A 21,391-nucleotide genomic window follows, 5' to 3' on the forward strand; every position below is an offset into this window, starting at 1 on the left:
CCTTGCGCACCACGCATAACCCCTGGAGCCGACCGTGAAGCGGACCTATCAGCCGTCGCGACTCGTGCGCAAGCGCCGTCACGGCTTCCGTTCGCGGATGGCCACCAAGAACGGACAGAAGATCGTTGCGCGGCGCCGCGCCAAGGGCCGCAAGAAGCTGACGGCCTAGGCCGGAATCTTGTCCTCTCCCTGCGGGAGAGGGCTTGAGGCTCGCAGGGCGCAGCGATGCGCCAGCCGAAAGGGTGAGGGGTGTTGCCCTCGCCGGTTGGCACTGTAACCCCTCACCCTTTCGCGCAAAAAACGACGGCGTCGCCGTCGCGCGCTCAAGCCCTCTCCCTCAGGGAGAGGGGCCAGGGTGGCAGGATGGAAAATCGACCCAGAATCCAGCGTCTGACCCGAAGGCCCCAGTTTCTGGCGGCCGCTAAAGGCGTTTCGCTGGCGCGAGGCGCGGTGGTGGTGCAGCGGCTGGAGCGGAACGATGGCGATCCGGCGATCGGCCTGGGTTTCACCGCCACGAGAAAGGTTGGCGGAGCCGTCGACCGGAACCGCTGCAAGCGGCGGCTGAGAGAGGCCGCGCGGGCCATGGTTCCCCTCTATGGCCTGCCCGGCAGCGACTATGTGCTGATCGCGCGCCAGGGCACGGCGGACCGGCCCTGGGACCGTTTACTTGACGACGTGAAATCGGCGCTTACAAGGCTGGCCACCACCCCCGGCCCCGGCCGGTCCGGCAAGGCCGACGATGGCCCGACGACCCCCGATACGCCCCCTCAGGACCCCTGATCCGCATGAAGAACGAAAACACCCGCAACATGGTGATCTTCGCCGTGTGCACGGCGGTCATCCTGATCCTGTACCAGGTGTTCTACATGGGCCCCGTGGCCGCGCAGCGGAAAGCCATGCAGGAAGCCGCCGCCGCCCGGACGCTTGAGCAGGCGGCCGCGGCCGCAGGCACGCCGGCGGCGGGCATCCCGGCGTCCACGGGCGCGACCGGACCGGTCACCTTCGTCACCGACCGCACCAAAGCCTTGGGCAATGTCGCGCGCATCCCGGTGTCGACCCCGACGCTGCAGGGTTCGCTGTCGCTCCAGGGCGGGCGGATCGACGACCTGTTCCTGAAAAACTATCGGCAGACCATCGACCCGACGTCTCCGTACGAGGAGCTGTTCCGGCCGCAGGGCATGGAGCACGCCTATTTCGCCCAGTTCGGCTGGACCGGACCCAATGTCCCGGGTGGCGTTCCGGGGGCCAATACGGTCTGGCGGCTGACCGCCGGATCGACCCTGACGCCGACGACCCCCGTCACCCTGACCTGGGACAACGGCCGGGGCCTGCGCTTCACCCGCGTGCTGTCGGTCGACGCCCGCTACATGTTCACCGTGACCGACACGGTCGCCAACCTGGGCACCGCCCCCATCACCATCGCCCCCTATGGCCGCGTCGAGCGCCAGGGCGTGCCCCCGGCGCTGGGCAAGACCCAGATCCTGCACGAGGGCGGCATCGGCACCTTCTCCAAGGGCGACGGCTTTGCAACCACCCAGCTGAAGTACGGCGACTGGGCCAAGAAGCCACGCCAGGAATTCGACTCCACCGGCGGCTGGCTGGGCATCACAGACAAGTACTGGATGGCGGCGCTGATCCCGCCGCAGGACGAGGCCATCCAGGCCGAGTTCCGCGTCACAGACGCCGCCACCTACGATATCCACGAGGCCAGGATCCTGGGGGCCGCGCGCACGATCCAGCCGGGTCGTCAGGTGACCGAGGTCCAGCACCTGTTCGCGGGTGCCAAGCGCAACGAAATCCTGTCGGGCTACGAGAAGCAGTACGACCTGCCGCGCTTCATCTATGCGATCGACTGGGGCTTTCTGTTCTTCCTGACGCGACCGATCTTCCTCCTGGTCGAGTTCTTCTATGGCGTCGTCGGCAACTTCGGCGTGGCCATCCTGCTGCTGACCCTGACCATCAAGCTGATCATGTTCCCGCTGGCCAACAAGAGCTACGAGAGCCTGTCCAAGATGCGGAAACTCCAGCCGCTGATGGAGAAGATCAAGGAGCAGCACAAGGACGACCCCCAGGCCCAGCAGAAGGCCACGATGGAGCTGTACCAGAAGGAGAAGATCAATCCGCTGGCGGGCTGTCTGCCCATCCTGGTCCAGATCCCGGTCTTCTATGCCCTGTACAAGGTGCTCTATGTCACGATCGAGATGCGGCATGCGCCCTTCTTCGGCTGGATCCGCGACCTGTCGGCACCCGATCCGACCAACATCTGGAACCTGTTCGGCCTGATCCCCTGGGACCCATCCGGTGCGCCTGTGATCGGCGGCTTGATCGCCAACTCGGGGTCCGGCGGCTTCACCCTGGCGCTCAGCGTCCTGGCGATCTTCTACGGGTTCACCATGTGGTTGCAGCAGGCCATGAACCCGCCCGCTCCCGATCCGGTCCAGCGTCAGATCTTCGCCTTCATGCCGATCATCTTCACCTTCATCATGGCGGTCTTCCCGGCGGGCCTGCTGGTCTACTGGGCGTGGAACAACGTCCTGTCGATCGGCCAACAGTATTTCATCATGCATCGCTTCGGGGCCGAGAACCCGATCGATGACTTCATCGGCAAGCTCAAGAAACAGCCCGCGTGACGGACTACACGGACGAGGAGATCGAGGCCGCGCGGGTTCTGTTCGCGCGGCCCGCGACCTTCGTTATGGGGGCCGCCAGGATCGAGCAGTTGCCGGAGCCGGACCTGCCCGAGATCGCCTTCGCGGGTCGCTCCAACGTCGGCAAGTCCAGCCTGATCAATGGGCTGGTGGGCATGCACAAGCTGGCGCGGGCGTCGAACGAACCGGGCCGTACGCGAGAGGTCAACTTCTTCGATCTGGACGGCAGGCTGCGGCTGGTCGATCTGCCCGGCTATGGCTGGGCCAAGGCGTCGAAGTCGACGGTGCGCCAGTTCCAGAACCTGGGGCGGGATTATCTGCGTGGCCGCGTCACGCTGAAGCGGGTCTATCTGCTGATCGACGCGCGCCACGGGCTGAAGTCGGTCGACTCCGAGGCGCTGGATGCCCTGGACCTGGCCGCCGTCAGCTATCAGATCGTCCTGACCAAGGCCGACAAGATCAAGGCCCATGAGCGCGATACGGTGCAGGCGGCGACGCTGAAGGCCATCTCCAAACGCCCCGCTGCCTTCCCCGCCGTCGCCGTGACCTCGGCCGAAAAGGGCCTCGGTCTGCCCGAGCTGCGCGCCGAGATCATGCGCACGACGGGCGCGGAGATTTAGCACGGTACTTCTCCCTCCCCCTCGGGGGGAGGGTCGTCGATGCGGAGCATCGGCGGGGTGGGAAGGACAAGGCAAAACATCGTGCGGCCTTGCCCTGTCGGCCCCACCCTGTCTCCGCTACGCTCCGACCGCCCTCCCCGGCCGGGGAGGGAGAATGTCGCGCTGGCCTCGCCGCCGCCGAGCTACTAGTTACGTGCCATGCCCCCCGCCGACACCCCCGCCGAGGTCTTCAAGCGCGCGCTGGCCCATGCGGCGCGGGCCCTGGCCGAGCAGTCGGAGCTGGAGGTGGTATTCGGGTCGGACGGACCGCGCCTGACCGGGGGCGTCCTGACCCTGCCCCACCCGCCGCGCCATCCGTCGGAGGGCGATACCGCCAATGTCCGGGGTCAGGCCGACCGGCTGGCGCTTCGACTGGCCAACCACGATCCGGCGGTCCACGCCACCCTGCGCCCGCTCGACAGCCGCGCCGCCGAGGTGTTCGAGGCGGTCGAGCAGGCGCGGATCGAGGCCCATGGCTCGGCGTCGCTGGCGGGCGTCCGCTCCAATATGAACGCGGCCCTGCTGACCCGGCTGGAGAAGATGGGCGCCTTGCGGGTCATCGAGCCCGCCCGCGTGCCGGTGGCCGAAGCCGTCGCCCTGTTGCTGCGGGAGCGGGTGACCGGCCAGCGCAGTCCGGACGGAGCGGGTGCCATGCTGGACCTGGTCCGGACCGATATCGAGGCCAAAGCGGGCGCAGCCCTGGACCGGCTGGCGCTGACGGCGGGCGATCAGGCCGCGTTCGGGGCGGCGCTGAAGGACGTGCTGCGCGACCTCGATCTGGATCCCGGCGACGGGCGGGGCGACGAGGCCAATGACGAGCCGGGCGAGGACGAACCCCCGCCGCAGCAGCCCGACCCGTCCGAGGATCAGGAGGACGAGGAGGACGAGAGCGGCGGCGAAGGCGGCCAGTCGATGGACGGATCGTCCGAAGACCCCACCTCCGAACAGGATCGCGATGCCCGCCCCGACGGTTCGCCCGCCGAGCGCGACGGCGACGCCGCCGACGATGGCCCCGACGTGGCCGAAGGGGCCCTGCCGAACCGTCAGGACAATGCCGATGACGGCCGGGCGATCGACGCCTACCGCGTCTTCACCACCGCCCATGACGAGGTCATCGATGCCGCCGATCTGTGCGATCCGATGGAGCTGGAGCGCCTGCGGTCCCTGCTCGACCAGCAGCTGACCATCCTGTCCAGCGTCGTCGCCCGCCTCGCCAACAAGCTGCAGCGGCGGTTGATGGCGCAACAGAACCGCTCCTGGGCCTTCGACCTGGAGGAGGGCGTTCTGGACACGGCGCGCCTGACCCGGATCATCACCGACCCGACCAGCCCGCTCACGTTCAAGATGGAAAGTGAAAGCCCTTTCCGGGACACCGTCGTGACGCTTTTGCTCGACAACTCGGGCTCGATGCGCGGGCGGCCGATCATGGTGGCGGCGGTCTGCGCCGACATACTGGCACGGACGCTGGAGCGGTGCGGGGTCAAGGTCGAGATCCTGGGCTTCACAACTCGTGCCTGGAAGGGCGGACAGGCGCGCGAGGCCTGGATCACCGCCGGCAAACCGCCGATGCCCGGCCGCCTGAACGACCTGCGCCACATCATCTACAAGGCCGCCGACGCGCCCTGGCGCCGCGCCAAGAAGAACCTCGGCCTGATGATGCGCGAGGGGTTGCTGAAGGAAAACATCGACGGCGAGGCCCTGACCTGGGCCCACGACCGGCTGAAGGCCCGGCCCGAGGCGCGCCAGATCCTGATGGTCATCTCCGACGGCTCGCCGGTCGACGATTCCACCCAGTCGGCCAATGCGGCCCTGTATCTGGACAAGCATCTGCGCGCCGTCATCGAGCGGATCGAGACTCAGTCGCCGGTCGAGCTGATCGCCATCGGCATCGGCCACGACGTGACCCGCTGGTACCGCCGCGCGGTCACCATCGTCGACGTCGAACAGCTGGGCGGGGTCATGATCGAGAAACTGGCCGAACTGTTCGAGGTCGCCCCCAGGGACACCGGCAAGCGCGGTGCCCGACGGATGAGGCGGGCGGCGTGATGCGGGCGGCCTCCCGCCTGTTCTGTGCCGCAGGGCTCATCGGGGCGGCGGCCTGCGCGGCCATGGCCACTTCGACGCCGGGCCCCGTCGCGCCTTCGGACCGGGCGATCCGGATCGAGGCGCGCCGTGTCCCCCTGGGGATCGGCGGCGCCACCCTGGGCCCCGGCGTGACCTGGGCGGGCGGACTGGTCCTGCGCGGATCGGGCCTGCATGGGTTATCGGACCTCAAGATCGACGGGGGCCGGGCCTGGGGGGTCAGCGATTTCGGCCAGCTGATCCGGTTCACCCTGCAGCTGGATCGGAACGGACGGCTGGTGACGGCCGACCGCGCCGTCACGCGACCCCTGACCGGGCCGGACGGGGCCGTTCTGACACCCAAGGCCAATGCGGACTCCGAGGGGCTGGCGATCCTCCCCGACGGAACGGTACTGGTCAGCTTCGAGCGCGATCACCGCATCTGGTCCTACGGCGCGGTCGCGCTCGATCGCCCCACGGCAGTGGCGCGCCCCGACACGGATTTCCCGGACAACGAGGGCATGGAAGGGCTGGCGGCGGCCCCGGGCGGCGGCTGGCTGGTCCTCGGCGAAGGCGGCGGGGCCTGGGTCTGTCACGCCGCCTGTGCACCGCTGGGGGCCGCCCCGGTCATGCCGGCCGACGGCTTCCGGTTCACGGGGGCGGACATCGACCCGGCCGGGGGCTGGTTCGTGGTCGAGCGCTACTACAGGCCGCCGCTGGACATGAGGGTGCGGGTGCGGCGTCTGTCGGCGGACGGCGTGCTGTCCGATCCCGTCATCCAGCTGCGCCCGCCCGCCTCGATCGACAATTTCGAGGGGATCGCGGCGGTCGCGACGACGACCGGAACGCGGCTGTATCTGCTCAGCGACGACAACGCCAATGCGCTGCAGAAGACGCTGCTGCTGGCCTTTGATGTGGCCGCGCCTACACCCGCTCCGAGACCTTGATCGCCACCCTGCAGCCGGCCCTGATGACGGCGCTCAGCAGGCGGTAGCCGGGCGCCTCGCGGCTGCCGTGTTCGATGGCGTGATCGTGGTGATCCAGTTCCTCTTCGCGGAACTGCGTCAGTTCGGCGGCGAGGCCCGGTTCGCGTTCGGACAGTTCGGCGATCTGGTCGGCGTAGTGCTGCTCGATCACGCTCTCGACCGCCTCGGTGCAGGCGTGGGCGGCCTTCTCGCCCATCAGGGCGGTGACGGTGCCGAGGCCCGTGGCGGCCAGCGACCACAGGGGCAGCAGGGCCGTGGGAGCGACCCGGTGTTCGGTCAGCAGGGCATCGAAGCGCGCCTTGTGCACCGCCTCGCCCGCCTGCATGGCCTCCATGTCGGCGGTCAGGGCCCCCTTGCCGGGGGCGTTGCGGAACACCGCCGCCTGGGCCTGGTAGATCCTGACGGCGCCGTATTCGCCGGCGTGATCGACCCGCAGGATCTCGGCCAGACGCCGTCGGGTCTCTCCCCGGCCCGGACGGGCCAGCGGGATGCCCGGGGCGTAACCCTGGGGATCAGTGTTTCGGGGCTCTGGCATCCTTGGGCCTTTTCGCGGCAAGCAGGCTGAACACCGCCAATGCGGCGGAGATCAGCGCGTTCCATCCTGCCATGGACACGCCCAGGAAGCTCCACGCCACCGCGTCGCACATGGCGATGCGGGTCGGCTCGCCGACGCCGAGCGCCAGCGACGTCAGACTCTCCAGATCGGCCACGCCACCGCCGACGCAGGTGGCGGGCAGGCTCCACCACTTCAGCTCGCCCCCGGCGTGGAAGCCGGCCGTGATCGCCCCGGTCGTGAAGACGGCGAACAGAAGGAAGGCGGCGATGCGCGGGGTGCCGCGACGCGCCTGGCTGATGATCGCCCACGCCGTGGCTATCAGGGCGACGGCGATCGCGCCCCAGTAGACCTCGCGCTGCTTGAGGCAGAGGTTGCAGGGGCTGAGGCCCGCAAACCGCTCGAACGCATGGGCGGCCCCCAGCATGGCGAGGGAGATGGCCACGGCGAAGGCGGTCCACCAGCGGGTCAGGAGACGATAGGCGCTCATGGCGGGAACACTAGACGCGCCAGGCGTCGCCGTCGATGCATCAGGCGGTCGCGCAATGCACGACCGACGGATGACAGCGCGGAGGGCATCGGGCACAACCCGTCCATGCTGTCCGACTCACCGCCTTCGATGCCCGGCCTCGACGCCGCGCGGCAGACGCTGGAGCGGGTCTGGGGCCATAAGGACTTCCGGGGACTTCAGGCCCGGGTCGTCGCCGAGATCATGGCCGGGCGCGACGTGCTGGCCGTCCTGCCGACCGGCGGGGGCAAGAGCGTCTGTTACCAGATCCCCGCGATCCTGCGTCCGGGCCTGGGCCTGGTCGTCTCGCCCCTGATCGCCCTGATGACCGATCAGGTCGAGGCGCTGAGGCAGCAGGGCGTGGCCGCCGCGCGCCTGGATTCCGGCCTGTCGCTGGACGAGCGATCCGCCGTGCTGCGCGGGGCCAGGTCCGGCGAACTGGATCTGCTGTATGTCTCGCCCGAGGGCCTGGCATCGGGCGCGCTCCTGGGTCAGTTGCGCGACCTGCCGCTGTCGCTGATCGCCATCGATGAAGCCCACTGCGTGTCCCAGTGGGGCCATGACTTCCGCCCCGACTATCGGACCCTGGGGCGACTGTCGGAATTCTTCCCCGGTGTGCCCCGCATCGCCGTGACCGCCACGGCCGACGCCAGGACGCGCGACGACATCCTGGCCTCGCTGCAGCTGGAAGGGGCCGCCGTCTTCGTGGACAGCTTCGCCCGCCCGAACCTGCAGCTGTCGGCGGTGCGCAAGGAGAGCGCCTCGCGCGCCAGGACCGATGCCCATGTGATCGAACTGGTACGCGCCCGCAGGGACCAGTCCGGCGTCGTCTATTGCGGCAGCCGCGACGGCTGCGAGCGCGTGGCCGACGCCCTGACATCGGCCGGGACCAACGCCATCGCCTATCACGCCGGGATGCCGGGCACCGAGCGGGACCGGCGGCTGGAGCGGTTTCTGGCCGAGGACGGGGCCGTAATGGTGGCGACCATCGCCTTCGGCATGGGGGTGGACAAGGCCGACGTCCGGTTCGTCATCCACGCCGATCCGCCGGGGTCGCTGGAGGCCTACTGGCAGGAGATCGGGCGGGCCGGACGCGATGGCGAACCGGCCGAGGGGATCACACTTTACGGCCCCTCAGACATCGCCTGGACCCTTCGCCGACTCGAGACCCGCCCGATGGCCGAGGAGGTCAAGGCGGTCCAGACCCGCAAGGCCCGCCAGCTGTTCGCCATGCTGGACGGCGCGACCTGCCGTCCGCAGGCGGTACGCCGCTATTTCGGGGAGACGGACGCCGGTCCGTGCGGAATCTGCGACGTCTGCGCCGATCCCCCTGCCCTCTATGACGCGACCGTCCCCGCCCAGAAGGCACTGGCGGCGGTGCAGCGACTGGGCGGCCGCTTCGGACGCGGCCGGATCGTCGATCACCTTCTGGGCAAGACCCGGGACGTCCAGCCATGGGAGAGCGACCTGTCGACCTGGGGCATCGGCAAGGATATCGCCCCGTCCGGCTGGCGCGACATCGTCGATCACCTGCTGTTCGAGGGCCTGCTGCTGGAGGACCCCAACGACGGCAAGCCACTGGTCGGCCTGGGCGATGCGGACGCCGTGCGCGCCGTCTATCGCGGAGAGCGGGCCATCGAGGTCCGCCGCACGCCACCGGGCTTCGATGCGTCCACCCGCTCGGGCAATCCGAGGACCCGCACGCGCAACGACCGCAACGCCGCCGTCGAGGCCCTGGATGCCGACGTCCGCGCCCGGTTCGAGACCCTGCGCGCCTGGCGCCGTGACAGAGCGGCCGAACAGCATGTGCCGCCCTATGTGATCTTTCAGGACCGGACGCTGCTGGAGATCGCCCAGCGTGAACCCGGGTCGCTGGAGGCCCTGGCCGCGATCCCGGGCGTGGGACAGACCAAGATCGATCGCTATGGCAAGGGCGTTCTGGAGGCCCTGACCGGCGTACTCTAGTCCAGCGCGCAGATGTCGGGGAGGCCGCGCAGGGCTCCGGCCTTATCCAGACCGTATCCGACCAGGAACCGGTTCGGGGCCTCCCAGCCGACGAAGTCGGGCTCGGGCGCACGCGGCAGGGGCCAGGGCTTGCGGGCGAAGACGCAGGTCAGGACCTCGGACGCGCCGGCCTCGCGGGCGATGCGGACAGCCTCGGCCAGGGACAGGCCGGTGTCGAACACATCATCGAGAATCAGGACCTTGCGCCCCTGAAGCGATCGCTGGAACGGAGCATGGACGTCGACCCGGCCACGACTGGTCTTTTCGTCGCCATAGGATGCCAGCCACAGGGCATCGAAGCGGACGTTGCGGCCGACGCGCGACAGGGCCCGCGTCAGATCGGCGGCGAACCACAGGCCGCCGGTCAGAAGGACGGCCGCGACGGTCTCGTCATCCACGACGGGGGCGATCCGCTCCGCCAGATCGGCGACAACCCGCGCGATATCCGCTTCGGACAGGAGGACGGTCGGCGTCTGGAGCAGGTCAGCCATGCGAGGCGGATACGGCCTTGGCCCCATGCGTGTCCACGGCGTCGTGGTGTTCCTGGCCTGCGGGAGCAGCATCGACCGGATCGGCGTGAGACGTCGGGGCCGCGTCGATCCTTGCGGGGCGCAGGCCGTGTTCGTCCGGCGTCGGCAGCGGTCGCGCATGGGGCGCGGGTCCGTGGCCTGCCTCGGTCGGGGCGTCCTTCCCATGGTCGGCCGGCTCGGAGCCCACGAAGGCCACGCCGACATCGACGCCGTGCGCGCCCGGATCGCGGATCAGGGCCGCGAAGCCCTGGACTCCGCCAGGCAGGACGGGGGCTTCGTCCAGTTCGACGATCGCATGGCCGATCTCGGCCCCGTGGTCGTCCAGCAGGGCGACGCGGACGGTGGGGGCCACGATTTCCCTGTCGCGGATGTTGCGAAGCGCGCCCGAGACCACGACCGTATCGGGGCGATTCGTCAGGGCCCTGGCCGTCACAGCCTCGAACTCCAGTCCCACCGCATTCACGGGCGCGCCGACCCTCTCATAGGCGGCGGCAGCGCGCGGATACATCTGGACCACATCGACGCGGAACAGCCAGCCCGCCCCGATCAGCCCGACGAACAGGCTGGCCAGGCCCGCCCACACGACGCCCTGGGTGGCGGCGCGGCGCAGGCGGCGTTGCTGTTCGGCCCGGGCCCGAAAAGCCTTGGGCAGTTCGGGGGCCGGCGTCTCCGGCGCGACGGCGGGGGCTTCCTCGACACTGCGGGCCTCGACCGGGGCCGGGGTCTCGGCGGTCAGGTCCAGGGGCTCTTCGTTGGTCGCCAGCCAGACATGCGCGCAGGACTGGCAGCGGACCTTGCGCCCGGTGGGCGGGATCGCGCCATCGGGCGTGAAATAGCTGGTGGCGCAGGACGGGCAGGTCAGTATCATGGCCTTGCCTTACGAGGCTGTTCGCGCAGCCCCCTCCCTGTAGAAGCGCGACGCGCCCCTGGTCCTGAATCGAATCGATGCCTCGTTCGCCCCGTCGCGCCGCCGACCCTGTGCCTTCGCCAGAGACCGTCCGCCTGTCGGCGGTCGGGTTCGGCTATGCGGACAGGCCCGACGTGCTTCGGGACGTTAACCTCATCTTGCCGCGCGGCTCTTTCCACTTCCTTACCGGCGCGTCGGGGGCCGGAAAGTCGTCGCTGCTGAAGTTGCTGACCCTGGCCGAACCGCCGACGTCCGGCCGGATCGCCCTGTTCGGCGACGAGGTGGGCCAGATCGCGCGCCGCGACCGCCCGGCCTATCGTCGGCGAATGGGGGTGGTGTTCCAGGACTTCCGCCTGCTGGATCACCTCAGTGTCTTCGACAACGTCGCCCTGCCGCTGCGGCTGCGGGGCCGGAAGGCTGCGGATTACGCGGGAGACGTGGCCGAGATGCTGGAGTGGGTCGGGCTGTCCGACCGCGCCGAAGGCCTGCCCGGCACCCTGTCGGGGGGCGAGAAGCAGCGGCTGGCCATCGCAAGGGCCGTCATGGCCGGGCCCGACCTGATCCTGGCCGACGAACCGACCGGAAGCGTCGATGGCGCGATGGCCGGGCGGCTGCTGAAGCTGTTCCAGGCGTTGAACCGATTGGGCACGACCATATTGATCGTCAGCCACGACGAGGCCCTGGCGCGCGCTTCGGGGGCGCGACTGCTGAGACTGGCCGACGGGCGGGTGACGGCGGTGAAGCCATGATCCGCTGGTCCACTCTGTTCGGGCCGAAGGCAGCGCCGAAACCGGTGCGCCCCGAAAGCGGCCTGCTGCCCCGCGACCCCGGAGGTGAGCGGTCGCTCGGCGCGCTGATTGCAGTGCTGTGTTTCCTCGCCTGCCTGGCCGCTGTCGGCACCCTGGCGGCGGACCGCGCATCGCACGGGTGGGCGCGGGCTCTTCGTGCCGAGGCGACCGTGCAGGTCCGTCCCCGCGTGGGCGAGACAGGCCCTGCAGCAGCGGCCCGTGCCGCCGAGACCCTGGCCGGCGTCAACGGGGTCGAGGAAGCCGAGGCCATGGACCGCGAGGCGGCCGAGGCCCTGCTGCGGCCGTGGATGGGGGAGGCGGTGCTGAACGACCTGCCCATCCCCTTCCTGGTGACCGTGCGGCTGGAGGCGACCGCGCCCGCCAGCGCCCTGAGCCTCAGCCGGGCCCTGGCCGAGGCCGGCATCGACGCCACGGTGGACGACCACAGCCTGTGGCGGGGCGAGGTCGAGCGGTCGGCGAGGGTGATCTCGCTGCTGGCCCTGGCGGCGTTTCTGGCCACAGCCTTCGCGGCGGGCGCGGCTATCGCCTATGCGACGCGGGCAGGTCTGGACGCACGGCGGGATGTGATCGAGACGCTCAGCCTGTCGGGGGCGACCGACGCCGGCATCGTCTGGATGTTCCAGCGCAGGTTCGGCCTGCTGGCCGGGGCCGCAGGGGCGGTAGGCGCGACCGTCGCCATCCTGCTGATCGGGGGTTTGCGTGCACTGGGCGGAGACGCCGGCCTGACCCCGGCCCTGCCCCTGGCGTGGAGCGACATCATCCTGCTGACCTGTTGCCCAATTGTCGCCGCTGCGGTGGCGCTTGTTTCGGCGTGGCTCGCGGCCGTTGCGGCTCTTGGCGGGCGGACAAGGCCTGACTAGACGTAGTCCATGAAGTTTCTGGCGCTTCTCGGGATCGTCGGCCTGATCTGGCTGGTGGGGCTGTTCGCCTTCGCCGACCGGGTGCGCAATCTGACGCCTGCGCCCGAGCCGGACCGCGCCGACGGCATCGTCGCCCTGACCGGTCCCTCGGCCGAGCGGATCAACGCCGCCGTCCGGTTGCTGGAGCAGGACAAGGGTGAGCGGGTGCTGATCTCGGGTGTCAACCGCGAGGTCCGCAGGCAGGAGCTGACCGCCCTGACGCCCGGCTCCACCCGCCTGTTCAACTGTTGCGTTGACCTGGGCTTCGAGGCCGAGGACACCGGCGGCAACGCCCAGGAGATCGCCGCCTGGGCCGCGTCCAGGAACTACACGTCGCTGATCGTGGTGACCTCGGACTACCACATGCCGCGCTCCCTGCTGGAGATCCGCAGCGCCGCGCCGGACATCACGCTGACGCCCTATGCCGTGTCGACGCCTTCGCTGGATAACTCGCGCTGGTGGCGCGCGGCGGTGACGGCGCGGCGCATGACGCTGGAATATATGAAATATCTGGCCGTCCTGGCGCGCGAGGCCTTGCACAAGGTGATCGGCCATAACGAACGGCCTGAGACATCGGAAGAGGCACCCGCATCTTGATCGCCCTGCGTTCCCTCGTCTTCGTGGCCTGGCTGTATCTGTCCCTGGCGCTGTTCGCGGTCGGCCTGTCGCCGGCGCTGATCCTGCCCCACCGGTTCGCGCTGGGCGTGGTGAAGGCCTGGGCCCGGTTCGTGCTGTTCGGCCTGCGCTGGATCGCAGGCGTTCGCGTCGAGTTCCGCGGGCTGGAGCATCGCCCCACCGGCCGGGCGCTGGTGGCCTGCAAGCACCAGGGCATGCTGGACATCATCATCCCCTTCGTCGTGTTGGATGACCCCTGCATCATCACCAAGAAGGAGCTGATGATCCTGCCCTTCTTCGGCTGGTTCGCCTGGAAGACGAAGATGATCTCCGTCGATCGCTCGGCCGCGTCCAAGGCGCTGCGCGACATGGTCAAACAGGCCCGCGACCGTGTCGCCGAGGGCCGCCAGATCTGGATCTTCCCCGAAGGCACACGCGCGCCGGTCGGCTCGGTCCCCGACTACAAGCCGGGCGTCGCGGCCCTGTACCGCGACATCGGCAGCCCCTGCTGGCCCGTGGCGACCAATGCCGGGGTCCACTGGCCCGCCCACGGCTTTCGCCGCTATCCCGGCACCGTGGTCTATGAGTTCCTGCCCCCCATCGAGGCGGACCTGAAGCGCGCCGTCTTCATGGCCGAGCTGGAGCGGCGCATCGAGACGGCGTCGAACGCCCTGCTCACCTGACCCGGACGGCCCCCGCTCAAGCCGCAGGGAACCGCGTTCCCCGCGTTAGCGCCCTTCTCAGGATGCCGCGAACTCGCTGAGGGCGTCGATGACCGCGCGGTTCTGATCCTCGGTGCCGACGGTGATGCGCAGGCCGTTGTGGATGCCGTAGCCGCCGACGGCGCGGACGATGATGCCCCGGGCGTTCAGCAGGTCGTTGGCGGCAGCGGCCGTGCGCCCGGGATCCGGGAACAGGACCAGAATGAAGTTGCCCGCGCTGGGCAGGACGTCGAAGCCGAAGCCACGGATGGCCTGGGTCAGGCGGGGCCGCCAGGTCTGGACCAGCTCGCGCGACGCCTTCTGGTGCGCCTCGTCCGCGAGGGCGGCGGTGGCGGCGTCGAGCCCGGGGACCGAGACATTGAACGGCAGGCGGATGCGGTCGATGGCCTCGGCCACCGCCAGCGGCGCATAGCCGAAGCCGATGCGCAGCCCGCCGAGGCCATGGATCTTCGAGAAGGTCCGGGTCACCACGATGTTGGACGCATCGCGGGCCAGGCCGAAGCTGGTCTCCCAGTCCGGCTCGACCACGAACTCGGCATAGGCTTCGTCCACCACCAGCAGGATGTGGGGCGGCAGGGCCTCGTGCAGGCGGCGGATTTCCTCGGCGGCATTGTAGCTGCCGGTCGGGTTCGAGGGGTTGGAGACGTAGACGATCTTCGTCCGGTCATCGACCTGTTCCAGCAGGGCGTCGACCTCGGCCTTGTAGCCGGGTTCGGGGGCCAGCTTGACCCGGGCCTCGCAGCCCAGGGCGCTGATGCGATAGGCCAGAAAGCCGTACTGACCGGTGACGATGTTGTCGCCGGGCGACAGATAGGTCTGGTTCAGCAGGGCGAAGACCTCGTCCGAGCCATTGCCGAAGATCAGCCGGTCGGGCTCCAGACCGTGGTGGTCGGCCACCGCCGTCCGCAGCTTTCCGGCCCGACCGTCCGGATACAGATGGATCGACTTCAGCGCCGCCTCATAGGCCGCGCGGGCCCTGAGACCTGCGCCCAGCGCATTCTCGTTGGACGACAGCTTCATCGGTTCGGCGATGCCGGCCAGGGTCGACTTCCCGCCGACATAGGGGGCGATGTCGAGGATGCCGGGCTTGGGAGCGGGAGCCGTCGTTGCGTCGGTCATGCGGAGTCTCAGAACAGGGGGGCGGCGCCGATCACGCCCTTCAGGGCGCCGGGGGCTGCCGAAAGCCGCCCGTCTTCGGCCTGCACATAGCCCGCCAGCATGAACAGCTTCAACCCGCCTGCGGAGGCCAGCGGCCGGGCGACGAAGCCGCAAGACGCCAGGGCCTCCACGATCCGGACATCGGTCTGGCGCGCGTCGGTGGCCCAGAAGGTGCGGTCGTCCCCCGTCGGGCCGGTCGGGGCGGCGGCAACCCTGAGCGCCGCGGGCAGGCCGTGGCGGTCATCGGGCAGGGCGGCGATGACGCGCAGTTCCGGACGGGCCAGCAACCGGCCCCACCAGGGGCGGGCCGAGGCGACATCGATCAGGGCATGGGCCCCGGATGCGACCTGGACGAGGGCTGCGTCGGGGTCGTTGACGGCCCGGCCCGACAGGCCGAACCGGTCGGCGGCCAGCAACTGGCTCGCCGGTCCGGCGGTGACGAGCGCAGGCCCTGCACGGGCCTCGATCCGGCCCCACAGGGCCCGCAGCATGGCGGCCTGATGCACATCGTCGGCCTCGGCCAGCAGGGCTCGGAGGGCCAGGGTCGATTCGTCGGGGGAAGCCGCCTCGCCCGCCGCGAGCCGCGCGGTCAGGGCCTCGATCAGGGCGTGGTCCAGCTTCAGCCGGTCGGTGTCGACGCGGGGTTCGTCCAGCAGGGCGCCGTGCTTTCGGGCCATGGCTTCCCCCTCCCCGATCAGAACAGCTTGGGCGCCGGGGCCAGGGCGAAGGGGCCGAGGAAGGTACGGCCGTCGCGGAAGACCAGCGACAGGTTGACGTCCTCATTGCCCTGAACCGCCGCCGCAGCCGTCGCCCCGGCGGCCCCGGCCCGGTTGACGGCCCCCGAGCCCGATCCGGCCAGGCCGGCAATGGCGGCCATGGGCTGTTTCGCCTGCAGCGCGACGGTGCCCTGAAGCCGCCCGTCGGGCGTGGCCGACAGAACGTCGCTGGACAGGGTGGCGGTGCTGTCGCCGGCCGACAGCTCGCCCCGCACGGCGGTGAAGCGGCCCCCCGCCCGGGTCCAGGCGGAAAAGATACCGGCCGCATCCGCGCCCTGCAGCCGGTTGGCGTCCTCCACCACCATCTCGATCTGGGCGGTCAGCTTTCCGTTGCGGGCCATGCCCTGAACCGGGCCGCCCGGGCGACCTTCGGCATCGATCAGGCGGAACAGGACATCGACGCTGTTCTCCACCCCCGGCGTGGTCGAGGGGGCCAGATGGGGCCGCAGATAGAATTCGATCCTTTCGGCGCGCGAGATGGGGAAGGCCTCGGCCCCCGGATGCACGGTGAAGACCGGCTGCTGCAGTTCGACCGCCAGATTGGGCCAGCGTTGGGTCAGGCCGTGGACGCTGGCGCGGATATAGCGCCCCCCGATCGCCACCTTGCCCTTGCCTGCGCGGTCGATCACCAGACCGTCGTCGGCGGCGATCACCCATTTGTCGGGGTTCCAGGCATTGGCCTCGGCCGCCAGCTGCGGCGCCGCCAGGGCATGGCCGGAGGGCGCGGTGACCACTACATTCCCGGCCTCCAGCCGGACCCGGAAGGGCCAGCCCGACGTGCCCAGCCCGGTATAGGCCACGGTCCAGCCCGAACTGCGCATGGCCTCGACCTGCTGATCCAGCTGGCTGCGGACCTGGCCGGCCAGGACGAACCACCAGACCGACCAGGCGATCAGCGCGATCAGGAACAGGCCGATCGGCGCGAACAGGCCGGAGCGTTTGTGGCGGGGAGCGGCGTCGGTCATTCAGGCCTTTTCGGCGGCGGAGAAGGGGGAACCGGATCACGCGAACTGAAATACACCGTCCGACCCGTCCGACCCGTCCGGATCGTCCGCCCCGGATGGACGCGAAGGCGGGCGGATATGGGGCGGCTCGGGCGCGGGTGCAAGCGCGGTTGGTGGTAACCCCAATCGCGCCGGGTGCTTAAAGCGGACCTAACCGACTTCCGCCAGGGGTCGAGCAGCGACTCAGACCATTGAACGGAAACCGGACATCGTCGGCCACTCTCGGCCTCGACACGTCGTCTGAATGTCGCGGCTCCCGGAGTCATGACAGATGGGCTCCGGTTCCCTCTCCCGGAGGGAGAGGGCTTGAGGCTCGCAGAGCGGAGCGATGCGCCCAGCCGAAAGGGTGAGGGGTCAGGGTCTGGACAGTTTCGCGTGGTCGCCGATCCGGGCGAGCACGCCAGCAAGGTCCGAGGTCACCTTTTCGTTGGGGAACCGCAGGATCGACCAGCCGAGCGTCTCGATTTCGTGGTGGCGGTGCTCATCGTTCAGCCTCTGCGCCTCATCGTCGTGGATGCCGCCGTCGAGTTCGATGACGAGCTTCAGTTTTTCGCAGGCGAAATCGGCGAAGTATCGTCCGATGGGATACTGGCGGCGAAATTTTTGACCGCCGAGGCGACCGCCACGCAAGGCCTGCCACAGCTTGTTTTCGGCGAATGTCCGGGTGCGTCGAAGTTCGCGGGCGTGATCGGTGCGGAACTCACGGTGGTCCATCAGCGCGCGCTCTCCATTGACAGTCTAACCCCTCACCCTTTCGCGCAAGAACGACGGCAAGCCGTCGTGCGCTCAAGCCCTCTCCCGATGGGAGAGGGAGAGAAATTCGCGCGTTACCTCGATGGCCTCGACCAGGCTCATGCGCTGGACCTCCGTGCCGGGCGGAAGCGCGGCGAACAGGCGGGTGGGGGTGGCGGCGTCGAGCATGACGAAGACGCCCCGGTCGTCGGCGCGGCGGATCAGGCGGCCGAAGGCCTGGGCGATGCGGGCGCGGGCAAGGGCGTCGTCATAGCCTTTCGCCCCGAACTTCTCGCGCCGCGCCTTGTGCAGCAGGTCGGGGCGGGGCCAGGGGACGCGGTCGAAGGCGAGCAGCCGCAAGGACCGCCCGGGCACGTCGACGCCATCCCGGACGGCGTCGGTGCCCAGCAGGCAGCTGTCCTGTTCGGCGCGGAAGATGTCGACCAGGGCCCCTACCTCCAGTGGATCGACGTGCTGAGCATAGAGCGGGATCTGGGCCTTCGCCAGATCGGGCCCGAGCCGTTCGTAGACCGCCTTCAGCCGCCGGATGGCGGTGAACAGGCCCAGCCCCCCGCCCCCGGCGGCCAGGAAAAGCTCGCGCATCGCCGCCGCCGTCTGGCGCGGATCGTCCCTGGCCACATCGCCGACGACGATGACACGGCTGTTCGCGGCATAGTCGAAGGGACTCTCGACCTTCAGCGTCCGGGCCGGTTCGATCAGGCGGGCGGCCCCGGTGCGCATCCGGGCCATGCCGAACAGGTCGCCTCCGCTCGCCTCCGCGATCGGATCGGACAGGGTCGCGCTGGTCACCAGCACGCCGTGGGCGGGGAGGATCACGGCCGCTTCGAGCGGCACGGTCGGGTCGATCCAGTGACGACGCAGGGCCACGTCGTGGATGCGGCCGAACGCCGTCTCGACCGACAGCCAGTCGACGAAGTCCGGGTCCGGTTCGCCCCCTCCATCCTGCAGCGCCGCCAGCATCGAACGCCAGCCGGGCAGGGTCATGCGCGCACGGCGGTCCAGACCGCGCAGCGCCCCCTCGATCCGGGCGCGGGCCGAGCCGTCCAGCTCGGCCGCCTCGTCGTCGAGGATGTCCTCCAGATGGCGGGCGAGGGCCAGCAGGGGGGCCTCGACCGCGGCGATGGCCTGGGCGGCCTTTCGTGCCGTCTCCAGCAGGGGCTCGGTGGCCGGACGGACGGCGCATTCGGTGCCGAACTCGGACGATGCGGACGAAGCGGCCTCCGAGGTGCGGGCGCGGATCTGTTCCAGGGCGGCCATCAGGAACTGTTCGATCGGCCCGACCGGATTGACCTCGCCCGTCGGCGGGGCGATGCGGCCCGAGATGCCTTCGCCCGGCAGGGCGGCGGCGGCGCGAATGGCGTCCTGCAGCGCCCTGGCGGCGGCCTCGTTGTCGGCGCACAGGTCGCCCAGCCGCTGTTCCAGCCCGCGTCCGCGTCGGCCCCGCCCCTCCGGTCCCCGGATCCAGCGGCGCAGCTCGGCCGCCTCCTGACCCGACAGACAGGCGGAAAAGGCCGAGTCGGCGGCGTCGAACAGGTGGTGACCCTCGTCGAAGACGATCCGCTTCAGGGCCGCGGTCTCTCCGTCCTGCTTCAGGCCGCGCGCCGAGCGGGCCCCGTCGAAGGCGGCCTGGGTCATGACCAGGGCGTGGTTGGCGACGACCAGATCGGCCCGGCGGCTGGCGCGGATGGTCTTTTCGACGAAACAGGTGCGGTAGTGGGGGCAGGCCGCATGGACGCATTCGCCGCGCCGGTCGACGAGGTTGCCGGCCGAGGCCTGCTGGCCGGCAGGTGTCGCGAACAGGCCGGGCAGCCAGCCGGGGAAGTCGCCGCCGGTCATGTCGCCGTCGCGGGTCTGCATGGCCCAGCGGCTGGTCAAGGCCAGGCCGATCAGGTCGCCGTTGCCCAGCTGGGCCGCCTGGACCATGTCCTGCAGGTTCAGCAGACAGAGGTAGTTCTCTCGGCCCTTCCGGACCACGGTCTTTCTCTTGCGCTCCGCCGGATCGGGCCACAGGGCGGCGCTCTCGCGGTCGATCTGGCGCTGGAGCGCGCGGGTGTAGGTCGAGACCCAGGCCGCGCCCTGGTTGCGCTCGGCCCACAGCGAGGCGGCGGCCAGATAGCCGAGCGTCTTGCCCGTGCCGGTGCCCGCCTCGGCCAGCAGCATCCGGGGCCGACCCTCCTCGTTGCGGGGCGAGAAGGCATAGGCGGCCTCGGCGGCATAGTCCGACTGGGTCGGCCGGGTCTCGTCGAGGCCGGAGGCCTGCAGCAGCTTCTCCAGCCGGATGCGGGCGGATTCGGAATCGACCGGCGCGGACCCCGCCTCCCCGCGCGGAGCCTCGTCCTCCCATTCGGGCAGCCGGGACCAGGCATCGAGGCCCGAGCCGCGATACTGGCGCGGACGCAGCGGCCCGGCCTGAAGCGCGCCCGAGACGCGCTCGGCCCAGCTCCACCCGGCGCTTCCCCCGGAATGCTTGGCGAGCGTCTCGGCGAGGGTGAAGGCGTCCTCGCGGTGCGGGTATGCCGGATCAGCGAGCTCCCGCAGCAGCGCCGCGGCGGCATCGCGCAGGGCGGCGGCCTGGGCCTCGGCTCCCCGGGGCTCCGCCATGCCGAGCGCCAGGGCCAGGCCGCTCGGCGATGGCGCACAGAAGGTGGCAGGGCGGACGAAGGCCCACAGCTCCAGCACATCCAGCAGGTCGGGGGATCGCGCCGGGGGGGACAGGCCCAGCCTGCGCGCCGTGAGGCTGGCATGGGCGACCAGCACAGGCCCGCCCGTGAACACCCCCTCGGCCGCGCCGCGCCCGATCTTCCTCGCCCCCGCGTCGTCGCAGATCGCCCCCGCGCCGGGGGGGACGGCGAGCGCGGCCGGTAGAACCAGCCATGGCTCTGCGCCGGTCAGGCTGGGGGTGGCGATGATGGATTCGTCGGACACGGTCGATAGATAGCGAGTCGCGCCGCGAAACGGAACGGGAACATCTGGTCTGTCGAAGCTGCACGCTCTATAAGTTCGGTGCGATCACAGGAGGTCTTCGTGAACGAGCACATCTCCAAACAAGCCTGGTTGATCGATCTGGCGACCCAGGTCGAGGCCGACGGCCCGCAGGTGCTGGAGGTCGAGGGCCATGCGTCCCTGACTATTCTACCGACGACGACCTTCGAGAAGATGGCCGCGCGTCAGCCCAGCCTTCTGGAGGTGCTGATGGACGGTCCGGATTGGTCGGAGCTCGACTTGACCCGCGACGATCGTCCGGCGCGAGATATCGAACTTTGAGCTTCCTGCTCGATACGAATGCGATCAGCGAATCCTCACGTCTTTCGCCAAATCCGGGCTTCGCCGCCTGGCTTGAGGCTTTCGGGAAGCCGGAAAGCCGGGAGGGTCGGGTCAGCATCAGTGTTCTGACCATTGCTGAACTCAAGCGCGGCATCCTGCGTCGGAAAGCGAGGCGCGACCCGATCGAGCGCTGGTCGGCGTTCCTGGAAGCCGTGCTGCAGACCTGCGGCTCCAACATCCTGCCGGTGACGCTGAGTGTCGCCAGCCAGTGGGCGATCCTGGCCGAAACCAATCGCGCCAATGGCGTCTCGGTCGGAGTGATCGACGAGATGCTGGCGGCCACGGCGCTTGTCCATGACCTGACCGTCGTCACCCGCAATGTCCGCCATTTCGAACACAGCGGCTGTAAACTGCTGTCGCCGTGGAGCGAATGATGCGCAGGTCAAGGCGCGTCTGGCTCTTCGCAGTGGTGGCTCTTCTGATCGCATTCGCTGTGATCAGCGCCTGGCTCTCCGCGTCCGACTTCCTGGCTCAA

General features: G+C 69.8%; 22 protein-coding genes. 13 read left to right on the plus strand and 9 right to left on the minus strand.

Annotated elements, in window-relative coordinates; all coding sequences use genetic code 11:
• The first annotated feature begins 34 nt into the window (after positions 1-34).
• From rpmH to HZ989_RS01485, 6 genes are all read left to right on the plus strand, one after another.
• A complete protein-coding gene (gene rpmH, locus HZ989_RS01460) occupies positions 35-169 on the plus strand; it encodes a 50S ribosomal protein L34 (protein ID WP_013268133.1) in 135 nt (44 codons plus the stop codon).
• 194 nt (positions 170-363) lie between these two features.
• Positions 364-780 (plus strand): ribonuclease P protein component, encoded by a 417-nt coding sequence (gene rnpA, locus HZ989_RS01465; protein ID WP_209321881.1) that lies wholly within the window; start codon positions 364-366, stop codon positions 778-780.
• A 5-nt stretch (positions 781-785) separates the two neighbouring features.
• On the plus strand, positions 786-2,630 hold the full coding sequence (gene yidC, locus HZ989_RS01470; RefSeq protein ID WP_209321882.1) for a membrane protein insertase YidC: 1,845 nt from the start codon (positions 786-788) through the stop codon (positions 2,628-2,630).
• Positions 2,627-3,268 (plus strand): ribosome biogenesis GTP-binding protein YihA/YsxC, encoded by a 642-nt coding sequence (yihA, locus tag HZ989_RS01475; RefSeq protein ID WP_209321883.1) that lies wholly within the window; start codon positions 2,627-2,629, stop codon positions 3,266-3,268. The genes yidC and yihA overlap by 4 nt, the downstream gene beginning before the upstream one ends.
• 198 nt (positions 3,269-3,466) lie before the next feature.
• Complete coding sequence (gene cobT / locus HZ989_RS01480; protein WP_209321884.1) at positions 3,467-5,353, plus strand: cobaltochelatase subunit CobT; 1,887 nt, start codon at positions 3,467-3,469, stop codon at positions 5,351-5,353.
• Positions 5,353-6,315, plus strand: a complete 963-nt coding sequence (locus HZ989_RS01485; protein ID WP_209321885.1) for an esterase-like activity of phytase family protein — start codon at positions 5,353-5,355, stop codon at positions 6,313-6,315. Before cobT ends, HZ989_RS01485 begins: the two co-directional genes overlap by 1 nt.
• On the opposite strand, the gene HZ989_RS01490 is transcribed toward HZ989_RS01485, so the two are convergent.
• Entirely contained in the window at positions 6,293-6,889 is a 597-nt protein-coding gene (locus HZ989_RS01490) for a demethoxyubiquinone hydroxylase family protein (RefSeq protein ID WP_209321886.1), read from the minus strand. The genes HZ989_RS01485 and HZ989_RS01490 overlap by 23 nt on opposite strands.
• Entirely contained in the window at positions 6,867-7,397 is a 531-nt protein-coding gene (locus tag HZ989_RS01495) for a disulfide bond formation protein B (RefSeq protein WP_209321887.1), read from the minus strand. The genes HZ989_RS01490 and HZ989_RS01495 overlap by 23 nt, the downstream gene beginning before the upstream one ends.
• A gap of 105 nt (positions 7,398-7,502) precedes the next feature.
• Here HZ989_RS01495 and recQ point away from each other — a divergent pair, with 105 nt between their 5' ends.
• Positions 7,503-9,380: a DNA helicase RecQ gene (gene recQ, locus HZ989_RS01500; protein ID WP_209321888.1), complete on the plus strand. Its 1,878-nt coding sequence runs from the start codon at positions 7,503-7,505 to the stop codon at positions 9,378-9,380.
• Here recQ and HZ989_RS01505 read toward each other — a convergent pair.
• On the minus strand, positions 9,377-9,910 hold the full coding sequence (locus HZ989_RS01505) for a phosphoribosyltransferase (RefSeq protein WP_209321889.1): 534 nt from the start codon (positions 9,908-9,910) through the stop codon (positions 9,377-9,379). The genes recQ and HZ989_RS01505 overlap by 4 nt on opposite strands.
• The gene (locus tag HZ989_RS01510; RefSeq protein WP_209321890.1) at positions 9,903-10,817 is read right to left on the minus strand and encodes an MJ0042-type zinc finger domain-containing protein; all 915 of its coding nucleotides are present in this window, start codon (positions 10,815-10,817) and stop codon (positions 9,903-9,905) included. The genes HZ989_RS01505 and HZ989_RS01510 overlap by 8 nt, the downstream gene beginning before the upstream one ends.
• Before the next feature lie 77 nt (positions 10,818-10,894).
• On the opposite strand from HZ989_RS01510, the gene HZ989_RS01515 reads away from it, so the two are divergent.
• From HZ989_RS01515 to HZ989_RS01530, 4 genes are read left to right on the plus strand one after another with little or no spacing between them, the layout of a single operon-like run.
• Positions 10,895-11,605, plus strand: coding sequence for a cell division ATP-binding protein FtsE (locus tag HZ989_RS01515; RefSeq protein WP_209321891.1), 711 nt, complete (start codon positions 10,895-10,897; stop codon positions 11,603-11,605).
• A complete protein-coding gene (locus HZ989_RS01520) occupies positions 11,602-12,525 on the plus strand; it encodes an ABC transporter permease (protein ID WP_209321892.1) in 924 nt (307 codons plus the stop codon). Before HZ989_RS01515 ends, HZ989_RS01520 begins: the two co-directional genes overlap by 4 nt.
• Positions 12,526-12,534: 9 nt before the next feature.
• Positions 12,535-13,161, plus strand: a complete 627-nt coding sequence (locus HZ989_RS01525) for a YdcF family protein (RefSeq protein WP_209321893.1) — start codon at positions 12,535-12,537, stop codon at positions 13,159-13,161.
• Positions 13,158-13,862 carry a 1-acyl-sn-glycerol-3-phosphate acyltransferase gene (locus HZ989_RS01530; protein ID WP_209321894.1) on the plus strand — a complete coding sequence of 235 codons (705 nt, stop codon included), beginning with the start codon at positions 13,158-13,160 and terminating at the stop codon, positions 13,860-13,862. Before HZ989_RS01525 ends, HZ989_RS01530 begins: the two co-directional genes overlap by 4 nt.
• A gap of 57 nt (positions 13,863-13,919) precedes the next feature.
• Here the strand turns inward: HZ989_RS01530 and hisC are convergent, their stop codons facing one another.
• The 5 genes from hisC to HZ989_RS01555 all read right to left on the minus strand — a co-directional run bounded on the left by hisC (position 13,920) and on the right by HZ989_RS01555 (position 20,517).
• Positions 13,920-15,020, minus strand: coding sequence for a histidinol-phosphate transaminase (gene hisC, locus HZ989_RS01535; RefSeq protein ID WP_209321895.1), 1,101 nt, complete (start codon positions 15,018-15,020; stop codon positions 13,920-13,922).
• Positions 15,021-15,028: 8 nt separating this feature from the next.
• The gene (locus HZ989_RS01540) at positions 15,029-15,736 is read right to left on the minus strand and encodes a hypothetical protein (protein ID WP_209321896.1); all 708 of its coding nucleotides are present in this window, start codon (positions 15,734-15,736) and stop codon (positions 15,029-15,031) included.
• 17 nt (positions 15,737-15,753) lie between these two features.
• Positions 15,754-16,800: a DUF2125 domain-containing protein gene (locus tag HZ989_RS01545; protein WP_209321897.1), complete on the minus strand. Its 1,047-nt coding sequence runs from the start codon at positions 16,798-16,800 to the stop codon at positions 15,754-15,756.
• A gap of 393 nt (positions 16,801-17,193) precedes the next feature.
• Positions 17,194-17,553 carry an endonuclease domain-containing protein gene (locus HZ989_RS01550; protein ID WP_209321898.1) on the minus strand — a complete coding sequence of 120 codons (360 nt, stop codon included), beginning with the start codon at positions 17,551-17,553 and terminating at the stop codon, positions 17,194-17,196.
• Between the two features lie 72 nt (positions 17,554-17,625).
• Positions 17,626-20,517, minus strand: coding sequence for an ATP-dependent DNA helicase (locus tag HZ989_RS01555; protein WP_209321899.1), 2,892 nt, complete (start codon positions 20,515-20,517; stop codon positions 17,626-17,628).
• 99 nt (positions 20,518-20,616) lie between these two features.
• Here HZ989_RS01555 and HZ989_RS01560 point away from each other — a divergent pair, with 99 nt between their 5' ends.
• Positions 20,617-20,856: a hypothetical protein gene (locus HZ989_RS01560; protein WP_209321900.1), complete on the plus strand. Its 240-nt coding sequence runs from the start codon at positions 20,617-20,619 to the stop codon at positions 20,854-20,856.
• Positions 20,853-21,290, plus strand: a complete 438-nt coding sequence (locus HZ989_RS01565; protein ID WP_209321901.1) for a type II toxin-antitoxin system VapC family toxin — start codon at positions 20,853-20,855, stop codon at positions 21,288-21,290. The genes HZ989_RS01560 and HZ989_RS01565 overlap by 4 nt, the downstream gene beginning before the upstream one ends.
• The last annotated feature ends 101 nt before the right edge of the window (positions 21,291-21,391 follow it).

The organism is Brevundimonas sp. AJA228-03 (assembly GCF_017795885.1).
Taxonomy (GTDB): Bacteria; Pseudomonadota; Alphaproteobacteria; order Caulobacterales; family Caulobacteraceae; genus Brevundimonas.

Excerpts from the sequence above, each read along its gene's own strand:
- HZ989_RS01510 (WP_209321890.1), bottom strand. The coding sequence starts at position 10,817 with ATGATACTGACCTGCCCGTCCTGCGCCACCAGCTATTTCACGCCCGAT.
- HZ989_RS01515 (WP_209321891.1), top strand. The coding sequence starts at position 10,895 with ATGCCTCGTTCGCCCCGTCGCGCCGCCGACCCTGTGCCTTCGCCAGAG.
- HZ989_RS01505 (WP_209321889.1), bottom strand. The coding sequence starts at position 9,910 with ATGGCTGACCTGCTCCAGACGCCGACCGTCCTCCTGTCCGAAGCGGAT.
- yidC (WP_209321882.1), top strand. The coding sequence starts at position 786 with ATGAAGAACGAAAACACCCGCAACATGGTGATCTTCGCCGTGTGCACG.
- HZ989_RS01520 (WP_209321892.1), top strand. The coding sequence starts at position 11,602 with ATGATCCGCTGGTCCACTCTGTTCGGGCCGAAGGCAGCGCCGAAACCG.
- recQ (WP_209321888.1), top strand. The coding sequence starts at position 7,503 with ATGCTGTCCGACTCACCGCCTTCGATGCCCGGCCTCGACGCCGCGCGG.
- rnpA (WP_209321881.1), top strand. The coding sequence starts at position 364 with ATGGAAAATCGACCCAGAATCCAGCGTCTGACCCGAAGGCCCCAGTTT.
- HZ989_RS01490 (WP_209321886.1), bottom strand. The coding sequence starts at position 6,889 with ATGCCAGAGCCCCGAAACACTGATCCCCAGGGTTACGCCCCGGGCATC.
- HZ989_RS01545 (WP_209321897.1), bottom strand. The coding sequence starts at position 16,800 with ATGACCGACGCCGCTCCCCGCCACAAACGCTCCGGCCTGTTCGCGCCG.
- HZ989_RS01495 (WP_209321887.1), bottom strand. The coding sequence starts at position 7,397 with ATGAGCGCCTATCGTCTCCTGACCCGCTGGTGGACCGCCTTCGCCGTG.
- hisC (WP_209321895.1), bottom strand. The coding sequence starts at position 15,020 with ATGACCGACGCAACGACGGCTCCCGCTCCCAAGCCCGGCATCCTCGAC.
- HZ989_RS01485 (WP_209321885.1), top strand. The coding sequence starts at position 5,353 with ATGCGGGCGGCCTCCCGCCTGTTCTGTGCCGCAGGGCTCATCGGGGCG.
- HZ989_RS01540 (WP_209321896.1), bottom strand. The coding sequence starts at position 15,736 with ATGGCCCGAAAGCACGGCGCCCTGCTGGACGAACCCCGCGTCGACACC.
- HZ989_RS01525 (WP_209321893.1), top strand. The coding sequence starts at position 12,535 with ATGAAGTTTCTGGCGCTTCTCGGGATCGTCGGCCTGATCTGGCTGGTG.
- HZ989_RS01550 (WP_209321898.1), bottom strand. The coding sequence starts at position 17,553 with ATGGACCACCGTGAGTTCCGCACCGATCACGCCCGCGAACTTCGACGC.
- cobT (WP_209321884.1), top strand. The coding sequence starts at position 3,467 with ATGCCCCCCGCCGACACCCCCGCCGAGGTCTTCAAGCGCGCGCTGGCC.